This window comes from bacterium, from assembly GCA_035549195.1.
Classification (GTDB): domain Bacteria; phylum Oederibacteriota; class Muellerivitia; order Muellerivitales; family Muellerivitaceae; genus DASZRK01.
Genome location: DASZRK010000017.1, coordinates 308,448 through 327,841 on the forward strand (window position 1 = coordinate 308,448; position 19,394 = coordinate 327,841).

14 protein-coding genes are annotated in these 19,394 nt (G+C 60.0%); 8 read left to right on the forward strand and 6 right to left on the reverse strand.

Going from position 1 to position 19,394, the window contains the following annotated elements; translation table 11 throughout:
- Nucleotides 1–15: 15 nt before the first annotated feature.
- On the reverse strand, nucleotides 16–1,752 hold the full coding sequence (locus VHE12_04725) for a M3 family oligoendopeptidase (protein ID HVZ80090.1): 1,737 nt from the start codon (nucleotides 1,750–1,752) through the stop codon (nucleotides 16–18).
- Between the two features lie 104 nt (nucleotides 1,753–1,856).
- On the opposite strand from VHE12_04725, the gene VHE12_04730 reads away from it, so the two are divergent.
- Nucleotides 1,857–2,858 (forward strand): PD-(D/E)XK nuclease family protein, encoded by a 1,002-nt coding sequence (locus VHE12_04730; GenBank protein ID HVZ80091.1) that lies wholly within the window; start codon nucleotides 1,857–1,859, stop codon nucleotides 2,856–2,858.
- Nucleotides 2,859–3,167: 309 nt separating this feature from the next.
- Here VHE12_04730 and VHE12_04735 read toward each other — a convergent pair whose 3' ends face one another.
- A complete protein-coding gene (locus tag VHE12_04735) occupies nucleotides 3,168–4,691 on the reverse strand; it encodes a HEAT repeat domain-containing protein (protein ID HVZ80092.1) in 1,524 nt (507 codons plus the stop codon).
- A gap of 337 nt (nucleotides 4,692–5,028) precedes the next feature.
- Between VHE12_04735 and VHE12_04740 the strand changes: the two genes are divergently transcribed.
- The 4 genes from VHE12_04740 to VHE12_04755 all read left to right on the forward strand — a co-directional run bounded on the left by VHE12_04740 (nucleotide 5,029) and on the right by VHE12_04755 (nucleotide 7,919).
- Nucleotides 5,029–5,439 carry a hypothetical protein gene (locus tag VHE12_04740; GenBank protein HVZ80093.1) on the forward strand — a complete coding sequence of 137 codons (411 nt, stop codon included), beginning with the start codon at nucleotides 5,029–5,031 and terminating at the stop codon, nucleotides 5,437–5,439.
- Nucleotides 5,440–5,526: 87 nt separating this feature from the next.
- Nucleotides 5,527–6,489 carry an NADPH:quinone reductase gene (locus tag VHE12_04745; protein ID HVZ80094.1) on the forward strand — a complete coding sequence of 321 codons (963 nt, stop codon included), beginning with the start codon at nucleotides 5,527–5,529 and terminating at the stop codon, nucleotides 6,487–6,489.
- Nucleotides 6,486–6,707 (forward strand): hypothetical protein, encoded by a 222-nt coding sequence (locus VHE12_04750; protein ID HVZ80095.1) that lies wholly within the window; start codon nucleotides 6,486–6,488, stop codon nucleotides 6,705–6,707. The genes VHE12_04745 and VHE12_04750 overlap by 4 nt, the downstream gene beginning before the upstream one ends.
- Before the next feature lie 15 nt (nucleotides 6,708–6,722).
- A complete protein-coding gene (locus tag VHE12_04755) occupies nucleotides 6,723–7,919 on the forward strand; it encodes a PQQ-dependent sugar dehydrogenase (protein HVZ80096.1) in 1,197 nt (398 codons plus the stop codon).
- Here VHE12_04755 and VHE12_04760 read toward each other — a convergent pair whose 3' ends face one another.
- On the reverse strand, nucleotides 7,920–8,231 hold the full coding sequence (locus VHE12_04760; GenBank protein HVZ80097.1) for a ribonuclease E inhibitor RraB: 312 nt from the start codon (nucleotides 8,229–8,231) through the stop codon (nucleotides 7,920–7,922). It abuts the gene before it with no gap.
- A 59-nt stretch (nucleotides 8,232–8,290) separates the two neighbouring features.
- On the reverse strand, nucleotides 8,291–9,133 hold the full coding sequence (gene ispH / locus VHE12_04765; GenBank protein HVZ80098.1) for a 4-hydroxy-3-methylbut-2-enyl diphosphate reductase: 843 nt from the start codon (nucleotides 9,131–9,133) through the stop codon (nucleotides 8,291–8,293).
- A gap of 186 nt (nucleotides 9,134–9,319) precedes the next feature.
- On the opposite strand from ispH, the gene VHE12_04770 reads away from it, so the two are divergent.
- Genes VHE12_04770 through VHE12_04780 form a run of 3 tightly spaced genes read left to right on the forward strand, consistent with a single transcriptional unit; the run spans nucleotide 9,320 to nucleotide 16,698 of the window.
- Nucleotides 9,320–12,562, forward strand: a complete 3,243-nt coding sequence (locus VHE12_04770; GenBank protein HVZ80099.1) for a PD-(D/E)XK nuclease family protein — start codon at nucleotides 9,320–9,322, stop codon at nucleotides 12,560–12,562.
- Complete coding sequence (locus VHE12_04775) at nucleotides 12,559–13,347, forward strand: hypothetical protein (protein ID HVZ80100.1); 789 nt, start codon at nucleotides 12,559–12,561, stop codon at nucleotides 13,345–13,347. The genes VHE12_04770 and VHE12_04775 overlap by 4 nt, the downstream gene beginning before the upstream one ends.
- 18 nt (nucleotides 13,348–13,365) lie before the next feature.
- A complete protein-coding gene (locus tag VHE12_04780) occupies nucleotides 13,366–16,698 on the forward strand; it encodes a UvrD-helicase domain-containing protein (GenBank protein HVZ80101.1) in 3,333 nt (1,110 codons plus the stop codon).
- On the opposite strand, the gene VHE12_04785 is transcribed toward VHE12_04780, so the two are convergent.
- Nucleotides 16,684–18,732 (reverse strand): hypothetical protein, encoded by a 2,049-nt coding sequence (locus VHE12_04785; protein ID HVZ80102.1) that lies wholly within the window; start codon nucleotides 18,730–18,732, stop codon nucleotides 16,684–16,686. The two genes, VHE12_04780 and VHE12_04785, sit on opposite strands and share 15 nt — an antisense overlap.
- Nucleotides 18,729–19,394, reverse strand: a complete 666-nt coding sequence (locus VHE12_04790; protein HVZ80103.1) for a class I SAM-dependent methyltransferase — start codon at nucleotides 19,392–19,394, stop codon at nucleotides 18,729–18,731. Before VHE12_04790 ends, VHE12_04785 begins: the two co-directional genes overlap by 4 nt.

Here is a 19,394-nt window from a genome sequence, read left to right on the forward strand (position 1 = left end):
CTTGCGGACCGCGGGCTAGGCCAGCTTCTCCAGACGGTCCAGTTCCTTCCCGACCTCTTCCATCAGCGGTTCGATGATCGCCAGGCTGAAGTCGAAGCGGATACCGGCGGTTTTGAAGATCTCCGGCAGGGTCCGGCTGCCTCCCACCGAAAGACCCTGTTTATAGAGCCGGACGCCTTCCTTGGGATCCTTCCGATAGTTCTTCCAGACCTGGAGCGCCCCCAATTGGGCGATGCCGTATTCGATGTAATAGAAGGGAAGCTCGAAGATATGGAGCTGGCGGTGCCAGAGGGAGGCCCGCACTTCCTCCAATCCGGTCCAATCCTCGGCCCCGCCCAAGCGCTTGCGCAACGATACCCAGGCGTCGGTCCTCTCTTGGCGGCCATGGCCGGGGTTCGCATAGATCCAGTGTTGGAAGGCGTCCACCGTGGCGATCCAGGGTAGCAGGCCGATGACGTTCTCCAGGTGGGTGATGCAGGAACGGGCCGCTTCCCTGGCATCGGGATAGAACTCGCTCAAATAAGGATTGCCCATCAGCTCCATGCTCATGGACGCCACCTCGCAGAATTCCATGGGGGCGTGCCGGTAAAAGGAAAAGGGAAGGCCCCGGGAAGCGACCCCATGCATGGCGTGGCCGCTCTCGTGAAGCAAGGTCCGCACATCGTGGTCCAACCCCACCGCGTTCATGAAGATGAAGGGGAGGCGCGTCTCTTCCAGCGTGGTGTTATAGCCGCCGGGGGCCTTGCCCTTGCGGGAGTCCAGGTCGAGCAACCCCAGGTCCCGCATTTGCCGGAAATTCCTGCCGAATTCGGGGTCCACCTTCTCCAAGATCCTTCCGCAACCCTCCACCAGGCGGTCCGTTCCCTCGAAAGGCTTGAGGGGGTTCTTCCCGTTGGGGTCCACCGACAGGTCCCAGGGTTTCAGGACGGAGAGCCCCAGTTTTTTCGCGCGCTTCTCCTGGATCTTGAGGACCAGGGGCCGGATGGCCTTTTCGGCGCTTTCATGGAAGGCCTGGCAATCCTTGGGGGAATAGTCGAAGCGTTCCTTCCGGCGGAAGACGTAATCCCGGTAATTCTCGAACCCGGCGTTCTTGCCCACTTGGACCCGGAGCTTGAGCATGGCGTCGAAAAGGTCCTCAAAAGCGTCCTTTTCCTGCAGCCGGCGCTCGGCCGTCAGGCTCCAGGCCTCCTCCCGGACCTTTCGGTCGGTGGATTCCAGGTAGCGGCCCATTTGTTGGAGGGTCTGTTCACGGCCGTCGTAATGCACCATCAGCGAACCGGTCAGTTTTTGGTATTGCTGGGAAAGTTTTCCCAGTTCGGTCTCCAAGGGGATGTTCTCTTCCCGGTAAAGCTGGAACTCGTTCTCCACCGAACGGTCGAAAAGGAAGAAATCGTCGCGGGGAAGCTCGGCGCGGTAAGGGCATTCCTTGTACTTGCGCAGGAGCTCGAAACCCCGGGGTTTGGCGGGCTCCTCCACCCTCTCCAGGAATTCCAGGTAGGCCTTCTCGCAAGCCGGGTCGTCGGTGGCGCAGGTCATGCGCACGTAACGGATGGATCCGGCCTCGCCCAGGCAGTCCTGGAACTCGCCCCAGTCCTTGAGCCAGCGCTTCAGATCCTCCACCGAGCCCAGGGACCGGTCCCGCAGTTCATCGAAGAGGGGCTCCACCTGCTTCCAGTCGCCCAGGTCCGCGCCCGAAGGGACATAGGCGCGCGGGAATTCGTGCGGCAGGGTCTTGGGATCGAGAAGGGTCATGGGATTTCCTTGGTGCGGGGTTGGGCAACTCTAACAGAGGGCGGGGGAAAAAAGGAGGGGTGCCTTGGTTCGACTTTCCAAATCATGCCCGATATAATCGACCCGTGACCCTTTATTCTTATTCCCGCATCAACACCTTCTTCACCTGTCCCTCGCAATTCGAACACCGCTACATCAAACGGACCCCTTCCCCGGTCCCGGAGGGCATCGAGCTCTTCCTGGGCAGCCGTTTCCACGAGACCATGGAGCATCTCTATGGCCTCATCCCGGAACGGGTGCCGACGGTCAACGAACTGCTTAATTTCTTCCAGAAGCACTGGCAGAACCACTTGGTCGAGGCCCAGGACACCCAAAAACGGAAGGGTTTTGACGCTCCTTTGCGCATCGTGAACGAGGGCCAGTCGATCGAGGACTATTTCCAGAAGGGCCAGCTTTTCGTCGAGAACTACTACCATAACTACCAGCCCTTCGACCAGGACGTGACCGAGGGCATCGAAATGAAGGTCATCTTCAACCTGGACCCCAAGGGCCAGTACAAGATGCAGGGTTACATCGACCGCGTGGCCCGGGAACCGGATGGGACCTACGTCATCCACGACTACAAGACCAGTTCCCGCAAGATGTCGGCGGAGGACGTGAAGTTCGAGGACCAATTGGCCCTCTACCAGGCCGGACTCCTCCAGAATCCCAAGTTCGGGCCCAAGGCCAAGTTCCGCCAGGTCTGGCATTTCGTGGCCTTCGAGAAGGACCAGGTGGTGGACGAACGGGGCCCCGAAGCCATCGCCAAGCTCCAGGAACGCTATATCGGCAAGATCAAGACCATCGAAAGCGCCCGTAGTTTTCCGACCAAGACCAGCGCCCTCTGCGGTTGGTGCGAGTTCCTAAGCCTTTGCCCCGACGGCCAACAGGCCGTGGCCAACCGGAAGAAGAAAAAGGAAGAGGGAGCCCCGGGCGCCCCGCCCGAGGAGCAAGCCCTGCCGGCCGCGCCCGTCATTCCGGCCCTACCGGCCGAAACACCCGTGCCGGCCTTGGCCGCCGCCCCTGCCCTTCTTCCCAAGAAGAAGGGGAAGGCCGTGGTCTCCCAGGATCAGCTTCAGCTCTTCTAGAACGTCCCGGAAAATAAAAAACCCTCCCCCGCTGCCGCTCATAGGGGAAGTTCCCCCTATGGACCCCCTCACAAACCTTTAAGGGGCAGAGCCCCTTGGACCCCCGGTCCCGAAAATAAAACGACCGGTTCCGCTGCCGCTCATAGGGGAAGTTCCCCCTATGGACCCCTGGACAAACCTTAAGGGGGCCAAGCCCCCTTAAAAACCCGGGGGCGGAAATAAAAAACCCTCCCCCGCTGTCGCGAGGGAGGGGATTTCCCCCGGCGGAAGATGGGCAGTCCCTCCGCCGGAACGAGATCCGGGACCCGCTTACATCGCCTGGATCCTTTCGTGGATGATGCCGTCCAAGGTCTCCTGCAGGGGTTGGTTCTTCTCCTCCATCATGGATTCCAGGAAGGTCCAAACCTCGGGCCGGTCCAGCTTGGCCAGGGCCTTGATGGCCTCCAGGCGCATGGGCAGGGGGTAGTTCTTGCCGCGCAGGAGCGATTTCTTGCGCGCGATCTCCTCGAGGAATTCCAAGGCGCCCTCGCCTTTCAGTTCGCCCGCCGCCCGACAGACCGCCATGAGGAATTCCTCATGACCCGGGCCCCGGGATTCCCGGATCTTGGCCGACTTAAGGAGCAGGGGCAGCCCCGCCGAGAATCCGATGCGGCCCATCACGTCCGCCGCCCGCGCGGCGATCTCCTCCGAATCGTCCAGCACCGCCAACCGCAGGGCCGGTCCCCCCGCCGGGTCCGCCATCTCCTCGATGACGCCCAATAGGTTCAGCTTCAGTTCCCGCTTGGCCTTGGCGGTCCAGGCGGCCACCTGCAGGGCGAGCGGCGCGTCCCAACCGCTGACCTTGAGGATGGGAATGAGGGCCTTCAGGTTCTCCTCCTGCTGGGAATCGGCCAACCAGGTGGCCAGCACCGACCGGGTGGCCTCCTTCATCTCGGCCAGCATGGACAGGATCACTTCGCGGTCCTTCCCGCCGTTCTTGAAATAATCCTGCATCAAGAGCGGGGCGGCCATCTCGGCCAATTGGGGAAGGATAGCCAATTGCCCGCCCTCATGGGCCAGGCGCGCGAAACGGCGGACCATGTCGGGGGTGGAGCGGCCATAGATCCATTGACGGGCGATGCCGGCGCGTTCAGGGAAATCGGCGATGTCCTCTTCGGCGTGGAAGTGCAGGGTGGTCAGCAGCGCCAGGACCTCCCGGTCATGGGAGGCGGCGAGCGCGGGCTCCAAAAGGTCCCACGCCAAAAGAAGGGCCGATTGGTAATGGCCGGGAACCTTCTCCTCGCCCAGGAGACGGGTCAAGGATCCCAGCACTTCCCGGGAAAGATCCGGGTTCTTGAACCAGGGACGGGCATCCATCAGGTGGGTCAGGGCCAGGTGCTTTTCCAGGCGGCTGCCCTGAAGGCCCTGGGCGAGGCACCGCACGGTGCCTTCCACCAGGTCCTTGCGGCCCTTCGAGTCCCAATAGGCCAGGCACTCGTTGACCAAACCCTCGGTGGCAGGATCGTAGAGCACCGCGGTCCAGTGGTTGCGCACCGCCACCTCCAGAAGGGGGAACATGGCCTGGATGGTCTCGGTGTCGAGCAATTGACCCTCCGGGGTGCGGAACCATTGGGCGATATTGGCCAGTTCGGGGGAGGTTTTTTCGACGCGGTCCAAGAGGCGGTCGAAAAGCTTGTCGAAGGACCGCATCATGAAGCCGGGATCCGAGCCCTCGCCCAGGTTCTTTTTCTGGAGTTGGGCGAATTGCCAGGCCTCGGCCAGGAAACTCAGGAGCATCTCGGGGGTGCGGTCGGCGGGTTCCTGCGGGAAAGGGACTTCTTGGGATTCGGTCATGTCATCTCCGTTTCATGGGGAATGGGACCGAATTTCAAACGGTGGATCGGTTGTGGAGGATCTTTCTTGAATAAAAATTAACACCTGTGTCATTGCGGAAGAAGGCTAAAGCGGGCACCAAAAGGAACGACGTTTTCCCCCAACGCCTCTAAAACCCCCTAAAAAGGCCGCAAATGACGGGGTCAACCGTTTTTCCTATCCCTTCGGTCCCTGTCAACTTCTTTTCGTTCTTGGGCCTTTTCGGCCCAATTTTAAGGGGAAAAACACATTTCACCCCTTGTCACGTCCTAAAGGAGGATGCACAATCAGATTAAGAGATCTTGAAGGGAGAAAGACCATGAAACTCAATCTTTGGATGGCGGCAGTCCTTCTGACCGCTGGGACCCTGGTCGTCGGTTGCGGCAATACGAAACGGATCGAATCCACCGAAGTGCCCAAGCAGGCCCCCGAAAAGGCCGTGGCCCAAAAGAAGTCCGCGGACCACTACACCGTGGCCAACCACGATACCCTCTGGGGCATCGCCGGGAAGTCGGATATTTACGGGGACAATTTCCAATGGCCCTTGATCTTCAAGGCCAACCGGGATTCCATCAAGGATCCGGACCTCATCTACCCCAAGCAGAACTTCATGATCGAGAAGGAAGTGGCCAGCGAGGACGTCGCCAACGCCAAGAAATTGGCTTCCAAGACGCCCAAGTACGTTCCCCACTCCAGCCCGCGGGAAACCCTTCCCTTGGACTACTTCTGATCTAGGCCGTACCCGAGCCCGTTCCCCTTCGGGAACGGGCTTTTTTTTTTGTTTTCCGCCCCCCGGGGTCCGGGAAAGGGAAAAGCGATGCGAGCCATCCAAGTCAGGGAATTCGGGGGCCCCGAGGTCCTGAAGCTCGAGGAAGTACCCGATCTCAAGCCGGGAGCGGGCCAGGTGCTGGTGCGCCTGGAGGCCGCGGGCGTGAACCCGGTGGAAGCTTATATCCGTACCGGGACCTACGCTCAAAAACCCGTTTTGCCTTATACGCCCGGCGCCGATGGCGCGGGGGTGGTGGCGGCCCTGGGCCAGGGGGTCCGGGGGATCAAGGTGAACTCCCGTGTCTATGTGGAGGCCGCCTTGACCGGTACCTACGCCCAGGCCTGCCTGGTCCAAGCCCATCATGTGCACCCGCTCCCCTCGTTCGTGACCTGTGCCCAGGGCGCCGCCATGGGTGTCCCCTATGGCACGGCCCACCGGGCCCTTTTCGGAAAAGCCAAAGCAAAAAAAGGGGAGACCCTCCTGGTCCATGGGGCCTCCGGCGGGGTGGGGACCGCTTCGGTCCAATTGGCCGTGCGGGCGGGTTTGAAGGTCATCGGCACCGCGGGTAGCGGCGAAGGCCTGGCCCTGGTGCGGGAACAAGGCGCGGTCCTGGCCCTGGACCACAAGGACCCGGACTACCTCAAACAGCTCATGGCCTTTACCCGGGGCCAGGGCGTGGATATCGTCCTGGAAATGGCGGCCCACCTGAACCTGGGGAAGGACCTGACCTTGCTCGCGAAATACGGCCGGGTGGTGGTGATCGGCTCCCGGGGCCCGGTGGAGGTGAACCCGCGCGATAGCATGGGCCGCGAAGCGTCCATCCACGGCATGACTCTCTTCAACGTGACCCCCGAAGAACGGGTCAAGATCCACAAGGACCTGGTGCAGGGTCTCAAGACCAAGAAATTACGCCCTGTCATCGGCAAGGAACTTCCCCTGAGCGCCGCCGCCCAGGCCCACGAACTTCTCATGAAACCCGGGGCCTTCGGCAAGACCGTGCTGGTGCCGTGACCGTGGACGAAAGCTTCCAGGATGATCTCCAAAAGCAAGTGCTGGAAGCGACCGTAAAGGCCATTGAGGCCAAGATCGCAGGCCTTACGTGCCCCGTTCATGGCCAAAACCCAAAACTCAAGTTCTCCGAGGATTCGGGACCGGGACGGCAAAAGATGTCCTTCGATTGCTGTTGCAGTGAGTTGGCCACGTTGCTGCAGGAAAAGATCAACACCTAGGAAGGAGCCTTGCCGATGAGGGGAACCTGGCTTGTGGTCCTATCCTTTTGGATGATGATGGCCCAAGGCCGGGCCTTCACCCTGGAGCCCCATCGCCTGGAACTGTCCTCAGGAAAGGCCATCACCCTTTCCGTGCCCCAAGGCTGGGACATCACCGTGGCGGCCACGGGCATGAAACGCCCCCGCTTCATGGCCTTCAGTCCCGACGGCCGGCTTTTCCTGGGGGATATGTACAACAAGGGCGATACCCGGCTGGGGCACGTCTATGTGCTGGACGATTATGATCCGGCCCAGGGCCGCTTCGGGAAATGGACGGCCTACCTTTCCAAGCAGCGCAATCCCAATAGCGTGGCTTTCTTCACCGACCCGCAAGGCGGATCTTGGATCTACGTGGCCTTGACCGACGATCTTCTCCGTTATCCCTACCGCCCGGGGGACCTGGCGCCTTCCGGTGCCCCCCAGACCCTCGCGTCCTTTCCCGCCTACGGGCTGAACTATAAATACGGTGGGTGGCACCTGACTCGCACCGTTCTGTTGGGGGAGGACGGGAAACTTTACGTTTCGGTGGGGAGCAGTTGCGATTCCTGCCCGGAGAAGAAGGGGGAGATCCGCGCCTGCATCCTCCAGATGGACCCGGACGGGAGCAATGAACGGGTCTATGCCTCCGGCATCCGGAACGCGGTGGGGATGAAATGGGCCGAGGGCCGGTTGATCGTCACCGCCATGGGCGCCGACAAGCTGGGGGACGACCTTCCCTTGGAGGCGGTCTATTCGATCCAGGACGGCGCGAACTATGGCTGGCCCTTTTGCTACAACTCCCCTGACGGCTACCGGCCGGACCCCAAATACGCGCCGCAGGACAGGCCGGCGGGCGTTTGTGAGCGGGCCCCCGCGCCCTATTGGACCTACCTGGCCCACGCCGCCCCATTGGGTCTTGAGTATTTCGACGCCTCCTATGGCGCGCCGCTGACCGGGCATTACCTGGTCTCGTTCCATGGCTCCTCGAAGAAGACCCTGGGGCATGGTTACCGGGTGGTCAGGATGTTGAAAGGCGAGAAGGGGGAGGACTTCATCACGGGTTTCCGGGGCCAGGGTCCCCGGGGCAAGGTCTTCGGCAGGCCCTGCGACATCCTGAAGGACGGCCGGGGCGGGTTCTTCCTGACCGACGACTTCAACGGGGTCCTCTATCACCTTCAAAAAAAGGGACCCTGACTACCGTTCGATCTGGGTCCCCCAGCCGTCGCAATGGCCTCCCAAGGGCTTGGCCAGGCGGTTCAGGAGCCGCTTGGCCTTCTGGATCTCCTTCAACCGGGGGAGCATCTCCCGAATGGGCAGGCAGACCCAGCGTTTGGCCGAGCGGTCGCTCATGATGGCGCAATGGAATCCGGCTTTCTTGGCCCGGGCCGCCACCCTCTTGGCCGAGGACTTGGTGGGGCAATAGACGTAGAACTCCACCGCGTGGGTCTTGCGGAAATTGGAACCCTTCTTTTTCAGGTTCTTCAGGATGTGCCGGTCGAAGTCCATGACCTTATTTTAACCCGGGTCGGGAGCATCCATAGGATCTGGATCAGGAAAGGACCACTTCAGGCGGGGACCAGCTCGTCGTAAGTGCGGATCCTGGCGATGACCTCTTCGATGAGGTAGTCGGGGGTCGAAGCGCCGGCGGTGATGCCCACCTTGTTGCGCCCCTCGAACCATTGGGGGTCCAATTCCTGGGCGGTCTCGATATGGTGGGTGTCGTTCGGCAGGTTCATCTTGCAGGTGTCGGCCAGTTTGTGGGTATTGCTGGAGTTGCGCCCGCCGATCACGATCATGACCTGCACGTTCTTCGAGAGGGCGGTGGCCGCCGTCTGGCGGTCCTTGGTGGGCTTGCAGATGGTGTTGACCGGGACCACCTCGGCGCAACGGGCCTTCATCAGGTCCACGAACTTGTCGAATTTCTCCATCAAGAGGGTGCTCTGGCAGACCACACCCACCCGGGACCCCTCGGGGATGGTCAGGATATCCTCCTCGTGATAAACGATCAGGGGATCCTTCATCCGGCTGGCGATGCCCTTCACTTCCACGTGCTTGGGGTCGCCCACGATGACCACCCGCAGGCCCTGGGACTGCAGTTTGAGCCCCTCGTTGTAGATCTTGGTGACGAGCGGGCAGGTGGTGTCCACGATCTCCAGGTTCTTTTCCTTCATCTGGCCGATCACGTTGATGTCCAGGCCGTGGGCGGTGATGACCACCTTGTTGTCCTCCACGTCCTCGAGCTTATGCACGATCTTCTTGTTGAGGGAGGCCAGGCGGGCCACTTCCTGGGGGTTGTGGATGAGGGAGCCGAAGATGAAGGCGCGGTCCATGGTCTCGGCCTTTTGGATGGCCTTCTTCACGCCGAAGCAGAACCCGGCGGCATTCGCGATCTGGATCTCCCGAGCCATTCAAACCCCGATCTTCACCGCCCAGGCGCCCAGGCGCCAAGTACGGCAAAGTCTTGATGGAAACAGAATATATATATAATGAATTTCAACGCATAATCCAATCGGCCGCGAGCCTAAGAGCCTTTTTGCCAATGTCTTGTTTGGCGTCTTGGCGCCTTGGCGGTTAATTTTTCTTTAGGACGTTTCGTGGCCATTTCCCTTTATTTGGGTCCCTATCAGCCATTCCTGGAGGAGGAACTCGCCTCCCGGGTCCGGTCCTTCCGGTCCGTTGAGCCCCTTTCCCCCCTGGTCCTCCTCGTCCCCAACCGCGCCCTGGTGCGCCACCTGCGGGAGGACCTGGCCCGCAAGAACGGGTCGGTGGTCAACCTTCGGGTCCTGACCCTGCACCAATACCTCATCGAGTTCACCGAGGAAAAATGGATCCAGGAAGGCTTCCGGCTCCTGCCGGAGTCCATTGTGCCCTGGGTCTTGCGCGAGAACGCCAAGGAGCTCCGGCCCAAGGGCGGCGGCCCCTTCGCGGCGGTGGAGAAGACCCCCGGGTTCCCGAAAACCCTTCGGGCCACCCTTTCGGAACTGCGCCAGGGAGGGTTCGATCCCCAAGCATTGAAGGTCTCGGCCCAGGCCATCGGCAAGGCCCGGGACCGCAAGCGTCTGTCGCAGAAGCTGGAGGAATTCGCCGGGCTTTTGACCAAGAACCGGGCCTGGAAAGCCAAGAATCATTGGAAGGACCGGGAAGACCTTTATGAGGACGCGCTGACCCTTGCGCCCCCTCAAGCCGCTATTTGGACCTATGGCTTCTATGACGCCTCGGCCCTGCAACAGAAGGTCCTGATGCATTTTTGTTCACCGCCAAGGCGCCAAGACGCTAAGAACCCGGAGACCGGAAAAGAGGGTCATTGGTTCATCCCTTATGAGGACCATCCGGCCTTCGACTATGCCAAGCCCTTCGTGGAATGGGCGAAGGGATTGGGGAAGGTCCAAAAGTCGGAAAGCTTCAAGAGCGGGAAGACCACGGCTTTGGGACGGCTCCAGGACCATTTATTTGAGACTGAGATTGCCACGTCGCAATCATCGGCCTATTCGGCCGAGGCTCCTCGCAATGACGGCCATTTGAAATTTGAGGATTCGGACGTAAAGATCCTCCTTTGCCCCGGCGAACCCCGGGAGATGCGGGAGGTGGTGCGGGCCATCACCGGGGAGGCCGAAAGGCGCAGGACCCACCTGTCCCAATGCGGCCTGCTCCTGCGGCAGTTGGAGACCTACCGCCGCATGATCGCCCCCGCCTTCGAAGGACAGGGGGTCGCGGTGGCCAAGAAACCGTCGGTCTATCTCATGGAAACCCCCGAGGCCAAGGCCTTCCTGCTCCTGCTCGAATGTTTCCAGTCCGAATTCCCCCGAGAAACCCTGATGGACCTCCTCGCCAGTCCCAACCTTTCCCACGACGGGTTCGGGGTGGGGGAGGAGGATTGGAATCCCCATCTTTGGGACCAGGTCTCGAAAGAGGCGGGGGTGGTGGAAGGGGAGGCCTCCTGGATCGATCGCATGAAGGAAGCCGAGAAACCCAGGTCGGGCAAGGGCTCCTTCGAGGAAGAGGGACCCGCGTCCGGGGAAGTGACCTCCCTTGTCGCTTTCCGGATGAAAGTGCTCCAGACCCTTTTCGACGCGAAGAAGGCCTTCGAGAGGACGAAGGACTGGGCCGGCAAGACCGGCGTCCTTTTCGAGCTCGCCGAGAAGGTCTTCCGAAAGTCGGACGCCAAGGACGAGCTCAAGACCTTGAGGCGCGGCGTGGAGATCCTGTCCCAAGGCTCCTTCAAGGTCGCCCCCGACGAGCTGAAGGATTTCCTCACCGGTCTCATGGAGGAAGTGCGCATCCCCTGGAAGGCGCCGGAAGCGGGCGGGGTCGAGGTGTCGGAGCTCATGCAGGCCCGGGGTGTGCCCTTCGACGTGCTGGTCCTTCCCGGCCTGGTGGAACAGGGTTTTCCCCGGGTGCCCCGGCCCGACCCGCTTTTGTTGGATGAGGAGAGGCGCATCCTCAACGAACGCCACTTGGGCCAGGCGCGTATCCCGGAAAAGGCCGAGGGGAGGCTGGAAGAAAAGATGCTCTTCCTCCTTGCCGTGCGGAGCGCCCGGCAAGGCGTCATCCTCACCGCCTCCCACCTGCACCCCGGCAGTGGGGCGCCGCGCGTTCCTTCCAGCTATCTTCACGAAGCCTTGAGGGCCGTCACGGGCGGGCGGCAGGCGAAATGGGAGGATTCCCCCTATGTGCGCAAGGTCGCGGTGTCCGATTGGGTCCGGGACGGCGGCGAAGAGCGGGTGGACGACCTGGAAGAGGTGCTCAGCCGTTTCCAGGAGGCCCGGGAAGGGAACCCCCTGCCTGCCCAGGCCTACGCGGGACAGAAACCCTTCTTTGACGAGGCCCGCCGGCTTCTCAAGGAACGCCAGGGAAGCCGCAAGTTCACGATCTATGACGGCGTCTTCGGGGACCCACAGGCCGTCGAGGCCCTGCGCCAGACCCATTCCCTGAAGGATAAGACCCTCTCGGCCTCGCGGCTCGAGACCTACGCCGCCTGTCCCCTGCGCTATTTCTACCGCTATGTGCTGGGCCTGAAGGTGCATCCCGAACCCGAGCGGGTCTTCCAGTTGGACCCGGCCGAGAAGGGGAACCTGATGCATTCGATCCTGGAAGAGACCCTCTCCCGGGGCAAACAGGAAGGCTGGCTCAAGGACCGGGACGGGGAAAAGGCCGCCCGGACGCTGGAAGAGGAGACCCAAAAGGCATTCAAAAGCTTCGAGAAAGAGGGGGTCACGGGTTCCCAGGCCCTTTGGCAATGGAGCCAGTTCAGCCTCCGGCGCGACCTGCAACGGACCTTGAGGAAGGTCCTGGCGGACCAGGAATGGACCCCGGTGGATTTCGAGAAGGCCTTCGGCCGCGAGGGCCAGCCCGAGGTCACTTTCGAAACCCCGGGGGAGACCTTTCGCTTGGAAGGCTTCATGGACCGGGTGGACCTGTCGGCGGACGGCAAAGCCTTGAGGGTGGTGGACTACAAATCAGGGAGCAAGGAAGGGTTCAAGAAGGACAGCGTGAAGGAAGGCACCAAGATCCAGATGCCCCTTTACCTCTGGGCCTGCCGGACCCTTTACCCGGGGGTGACCCCGAAGGAGGCGGTCTATGAGTTCCTGACCGCCAAGGGGGATTATGGGTCGGTCGGGTTCAACGCGAGCGACTGGAAGACCGTTGAGGAGCCGCTGAAGGCGCTTCTGACCACGGCCGCCGAAGCGGTGGAGCAGGGCCTGTTCCCGGCCGCCGCCAAGGCCTGTGACCGGTGTGATTACCGGACACTTTGTGGACCGGGAGTGGAGAAAAGGGAAGAAAGGAAGCGAGATGATGTGAAAGTAGAGAGATATTTCGAGCTGAAAGAGCTGAAATGACACCTCAAAAACAGTGGTGGGATGTTTGGACGAGTTTAGTTTTGCCCGTTTTTTTTCTGAATTTCCTTTTATTCGCCGGTTATTCCAAAGCTGATATGGAATTTATCAAATCAAAAACTTTCAAAGTAAAAGTATATTTAAAAAACGGAAAACAATTCGAATGTTATTTAGGAGGAGAAGAAAAGTTTGAAAAGTATAGCGGTTCTCAATTGCTAAAATTTCTTCGAGCGAATCACATGGCTTATTTTTTTGAGAATGAGGACGAACTGAAATTTTATAGCCACGTCCAAAAAGTAAAATATCCGTTTAACTTTTATGCCACCATGGAAAATAAAAAAACAAAAATAAAAGTAGCCGAAATAATAAAAATTGAAAATCTGGGATTTATATCTGATGGCCTAATTAGCAATGGGTTAAGTCAAAAAGTTATTTCTTTTCTTAATAAAAAGCCAAATTATATTTTGGGCGGCAAGGCGTCTAATTATCAATGTGGGGATGGCCATGGCGATGATGCCACTGGATATGGGAGTGAATTTTTAGTTTATGATTTCAAAGGAAAAAAAGATTCTGCCCAAAAGCTCTGCAACGATTATGAAGAAGAAGTCTTTGTGAAACACTTTGATAAAAACTGTCGATTTATAAAAGGCGATAAAATGGAAAGTTGGGCCCAATTGGTCAATTTTGAAGACGAAGAATTATTAAATAAGGGAATAGTTGTTCTTCACATTCCGGATTCCCCAGGAAAAAAAGCTTTTGGCGATGTTAGGTACATGAATGATTATTAAAATTGAATTAATTTATCAATGATCTCCGACCAATCCGTCCGAGAATCGGTCATCCATGACCACGACACCCTCTTTGCGGTGGACGCGGGGGCGGGCACAGGGAAGACCACGCTCCTGGTATCCCGGCTCATTGCGCTCCTGCTCGAAAAGCAGGCACCCTTAAGCCGCATTGCGGCCATCACCTTCACCGAAAAGGCCGCCGCCGAGTTGGCGGAGCGGCTCCGTTCCAAGTTGGAGGAGGCCCTGGGGCCCGTTCGTCCCGCTTCGCTCGCTCAGGGTGACCAAAGCCAAGAAGCGGTTTTGGCCAGAAAAACTATTATTCTTAAGGCTCTCGAAGATATGGAACGGGCGCCTATCTCCACCATCCATTCCTTCTGCGCGGGGCTTTTGCGGGAGTATCCGGTGGAAGCCAGGGTGGACCCCCAGTTCACCCTTATGGACGAGGTGCAATCGGGGGCCTTCGAGAACCAGGCCTGGGACCATTGGCTCAAGAAGAACCTAGCTAAGCCGGTCGAACCTCTGTTCCAGTTCCTGCGCTTGGGCGGCACCTTTGAGCATTTGGATGAACTGAAGCAGTTCCTGAAACGCAACCGAACCCTCCTGAGCCCCCAACCGCCCAAGCCATTGCCTTCGGTCAAAGCATTCCGGGACCAATGGACAGCCTTTGTGGCCATGACAAAGCGGGAAGCCGCTCAATGCGCCAAGCACGAGGACACGCTTTATGAGGCTCTGGAAGCTTTTTGGAGCCAATGCGAGGCGATCGAGGGGGATGCCAAGGATATCGACTTCGCCTTGGCGAACCTCAAGGTTCCCAAGGTAGGGAACAAAGGTGCCCAGGGAAATTGGGGGAAGGACCGCTTGGCGGCGCTTCGGGACGGATTTGTGAGGCTGGCGGATGACCACACCAAAGCCTTTGCTCCCTTCAAAGAAGCAATAGTTCTGAATCTGGTCCATTGGATCGGGGATTACCTCAAGGAATGGGAGGAGAAGAAGGCCCAGGGCGGGTTCCTGGATTTTGACGATCTGCTCCTGAAGACCCGGGACCTCCTCCGGGATCACCCGGAAGCCCGGGAGGAGATCAAAGGCCGGCTCGACTATCTTTTCGTCGATGAGTTCCAGGACACCGACCCCTTGCAGGTCGAGATCGTTTTTTTCTTATGCGAGGCCCCCAAAAGGGTCGAGAAGAATTGGAAGAAAGTGCAGTTGGAGCCGGGGAAGTTGTTCCTGGTGGGCGACCCTAAACAGAGCATCTACCGGTTCCGCCGGGCGGATGTGGCCATTTATGAGGCGACGAAAGAACGGATCGTCGCCAATGGGGGTAAGGTCGAGATATTGACCGAGAACTTCCGCACGGTGGGGGGACTGGTGGAATGGGTCAATGACCGGTTCACGTCCCAATTTGAAGGTACGGGCATCGGTTACAGCCCCTTGAACGCCAGCCGGGAGAAGGGAAAGACCGAAGGAACGCTCCCCATCCTGTGGGGCATGAAGATCCCGGTTCCCAAGGAAGAAAAGCCCAGCAAGGCCCTGCTCCGGCAACTTGAGGCGGAAGCGGTGGCTACCTTCCTGAGAGAGCACGTGCTGGGTGGCGGGTTCACGGTGTCCGATCCCAAGACCCACGAGAAGCGTCCGGTGCGTAAGGGCGACATCGCCATCCTTTTCCGGGACCTTTCCAACGACAACGAGGAATTCTGGGAAGAGGCCCTACGCAAGCGGGACCTGGCCTATCAGATCGTGGGCGGCAAACGCTTCTACAACCGGCCCGAGATCGTGGCCCTTTCGACCCTTCTGACCTGCCTTTCCTCGCCCGCCGACGAAGCGGCCTGCGTGGCGGTGCTCCGGGGGCCTCTCTTCGGCTTCAGTGACGAGGAACTGTTCCTGCACCGAGCCGGGGGCGGAAGCTTCCACTTTTTGGAACATACGAAGGGAAAGGTCGGAGAGGCCTTTAGGTTCCTGCGGGAATGGCTGGAGGCCACCCGGACCTTGGGCGTCTCGGACACCCTGGCCAAGCTCTATGAGAGCACCGATCTTCTCGCCATCACCGCCGGCCAGCCCCATGGGGAACAGAGGGTGGCGAACCTGATGAAGGTGCTCGACCAGGCCCGCGAACTGGAGACTTCCCAACACTTCACCTACCGAGCCTTCGTGAAATGGCTCACCACCCAGCAGGAGGAAGGCACCATGGAGGGCGAGGCCCCAGGGCCCGACTCCACCGAAGACCGTACCGGTGCCTTGAATGACACCGGCACCGTCAAATCCAGCGCCTCGGCGGGTGGCCTCGGCGCGGACCGTATCACCCTCATGACCATCCACAAGGCCAAAGGGCTCGAGTTCCCCTTGGTGTTCGTGTCCGGGATCGCCGCCGACCCGAAGGATTCGGGGAGCTTGGTGGACCGCAAGCACCTGGCGGGAGCCTTCAAGGTGGGCAAGGTGGACCTGGGTTTAAAGACCATGAATTACGATGCCGTGCAAGAAGAAGAGGAGAACCAGCGCAAGGCCGAGGACACGCGCCTCCTTTATGTGGCCGCCACCCGGGCCCGGGACTGCCTGCTCCTGCCCCTTTTCCAATTTCCCGTCGGGGCTAAGATCCAGAACGAGAACCTTTTCGCCGGGCCGCTCCTGAAGGCGCTGGAAGAGAAGGGTGCCCCGGTTTTTTGGGCGGACGCAAAGGAAACGGATGCTTCCCTGGGCGACCCGCCCGCCTGGGTGGTGCCTTTGGACGAAAGACCGGGCAAGGCCTTGGACCAGGAAAAGGAAAAGCTCAAGGTCGAACAAGAGGCCCGTCGGAAAAAACTCGGGTCGTTGCGCGGCGCGAAACAATTCAAGTCGGTGACCTCGGTCCTGAAGGTGGACGCCGATAAACAGGAACGGGAAGAAAGGGTCCTCGAGGAACCGGAAACCTCCTCCCCCTGGGGCGGCAAGGACCTGGGTTCTTTCGCCCATCTGCTGTTGGAAAAGGGGTGGGATTGGGACGACGCGACCTTGGAAAAGAGCGCGGACCATTACCGTCAAAGGATGGGGGTCACCCCCGAGCAAGCGGAGCTGGCCTTGGATTGGGTGAAAAAAGCCCTCCAGAGCGACTTGGTGAAAAGGGCCAAGAAGTCCGGACAGGCTTTCCGGGAATTGCCCATCACGGGCCGACAGGAGGACGGGTCCTACCTCAATGCGGTCATCGACCTGGCTTTCCTCGAGGACGACCAATGGGTCATCGTGGATTACAAGACCGATCAGGACCCCAAGAGGCTCGAGGCCAAATATAAGGAACAGTTGGGCTATTACGGAACGATGTTGGAGGCCTTCACGAACAAGAAGGTCAAGGCGACGGAGCTTCTGTTCTTAAGGAAGCTTTGAGGTTTCCGGGCCCGGGCGGCCTTCCATTGCCATCAATTCGCCGAATTTCTTCCGTAAAACATCATCCCGATAACTTTGCCGGTAAGCCGATGTGAAGACCCCCGAGAAGTTCTCCCACGAAGCCCAGGAATCCTCCGGATGGAAGGTCCTTTCCCAGGCGTAATGGTAAAGAAGCTTTTCAAAGAAGCAGGACTGCAGGAAGGGTTCCTTGGGAAGGGCGGGATAGGATCTCTTCAAGAGGTCCAGGATCCCCTTCCTGGACCTCCCATTCGAAAGGTCGGTGACCAGGAAATCGGCCTGCCAAAAGACCCGGAAGGCCGGCCACCAATCCTTATAGGAAGCCAGGTCGCCGTCGTGGAGGGGAAGGACGGCCAGGAACCGGTCACTCATCCTGCCCGGGACCTGGGATGGCAGGGGATTCCCCCTCAACCCCGGGAATTCCCGGACCATGGATGGAAGGTCATGCACCGGGGCCAGGAAGGCCAACCAACGGATCGACGGCGAAGGCTCCACGGGGAATTCCCGGGCGTCCGCCGGGAGGGTCATATAGGCCAGGGACATATCCGTCGAGTCCGGGACCAGCTCGGCGAAGAAGAAACCGGGACCCGAACCCGCCGAAAGGTCCGAAACCATCCAGAAGGCCTGGAATTTCTCCAGGCTTTTCCCGGTCGTGGAAAAAAGTCCCGGATGGCCGGGGACGTCCCGGTAAGGACGGATCAAACGGCCCAGGTCCCAGGCCCCGGAGACGGCCACCAAGGCCAGGGCCACCCACCCTTTCCCCGCTTTCGGGATGGATCCCAACAGCGTTTGGATCCCCACGGCAATGGCCAGCAGGATCAAGGGCAGGAGTTGAAAAAGACGGAAGGGCTCCACCACGGAGAAGAAAAGGGCCGGAAGGGTCCAGAGAAGGACCAATTGGAAAAAGACCTTTCCCCGGACGTCCTTCCAATTCCTGGCGAGGGCCAGGAGCCCCACCCCAAAAAGGCTTCCCGCCAAGGGGTTCAAGAAACCCATCTCCTGGGGGATGTAAGCCGCCGGGACCGGCCAGAAAAAGCAGCCGAAATAATCCTTGGCCATTCGCAGTGGACCCAGGAGGCCGGTCCCCCCCGAAAGGGACGAAGCGAGGATATGGCCGCCGTATTCCTCCCGTGTAAGGGCCCGTAGGAAGGGCGTCAGAGCCAATAGAAAACCGATCGCATAAGCCCCAAGGGGCCCCCGGCCGGACCGTTCCCTTAGGGTCGAGCCAAGGACCAGCAAGGTCATGCCGAAAGCGAAGATGGACCAGGTGGTGCAGACCAGGGAACCGGCCCCCAGGACCGATCCCAACAGGAAAGCCCGGACAAGGCGGGAAAGGATCCTTTCCCGCGGCACGCCTTGGAACCAGCCCCAGCACCACCAGGACAGGCAGATCCATAGGAGCAGGAGGGACCAATCCAAACCGATCCGCCCCGATAAAAGGGGCCAATAACCCAGGGTGAATCCCGAGGCGATCAGGAACGAAAGCGAACGGGGAAAAAGGGTCCGGGCCGCCCAATAACCCATGGGCACGCATAACGCTGAAGCCAAGGCGGGGGGGAACCAGAGGCTGAAAAGAGGGGAATGGGTCCAGCCCAACAGCAGGCCGATCAGGGAGATATAGGTCGGTGGGGATTGGTTGAATCCCCGGAAGAAGCCCCCCTCCGATCCCATGTTCCCGCAAAGGGCCAGGAACCCCCGGGTGGCTTCGTCCAGGCTCGGCCAGAGGAAGAGGGAAGTCAGGCCGGACATCCGGAGCGCGAAGGCGATGGAAAAAAGAAGGAGAAGCAGGGGCCATGGGACCGAAAAGGACTCGGCGTCCAAGGGACCTTTGGGGCCGCCGGACTTGGCGGAGGGCCATTTCTTCCAGAGGTAGAAGGCGGGAAGCCCCCAGCCGACCGCCAGGACGAGAGGCCTCCATGGAAAGGCGGGAGGATAGACCAGCAACGAATTGGTCAGGAAAAAGCCCAGGAAAGGGACCCAAGGTCCACGAGGGATGGCCCCCCAGGAAGTCCTCATTTTCCGCCTTCCCTCTTCCGGCGGGTGAGGTAAAGCAGTTCGGAGCCGGTCAGGGTATAGGTGTGGCGGCTGGTCTCCCATTTTCCAGGCCAAGCTTTCGTGAAGATCCGCAAGAGCCCTTCCTGGTCCCGCATGTGGGCCCCCCGGTCGAAGCGGCGGATGAACCAGGCCATCGGCCGGGTCCAACCGTTCCGGGGCCAGACATCCTCCAGCACCACCACCCGGCCTCCGGGTTTGAGGCAGCGACGCATCTCCTTCACCGCCTGTTCCAAAACCCTGTCCGGTAGATGGTGCAGGAAGCCCACCGCGCGGATCTCATCGAACGTATGGGCGGCGAAAGGAAGATGGTCCACCGAGGCCCGGTATCCCAGCCGGGTCCTTCCCTTCGGCGGCCGCGCCACGAGGCGCGGATCCCGATCGAGGGAACCGCCGGTGTAATCCCTGAGGAAAGCCTCATTGATATCCACTCCGACCAGCAGCCCCTTGGGTTCCGGGGTGACCAGCTTGGGGCCGCAGCCCAGGTCCAGCACCTTGCCGCGTGAATGCGGAAAGGCCAGGTCGAAGACCTTTTGGATCATCCAGGGTTTGCCGGGGGCGAGCAGGGTCTGGGAAAGGCGATAGACCCAGGGAATATCGAGGATGGCATAAAGGCCTGGGCCCAT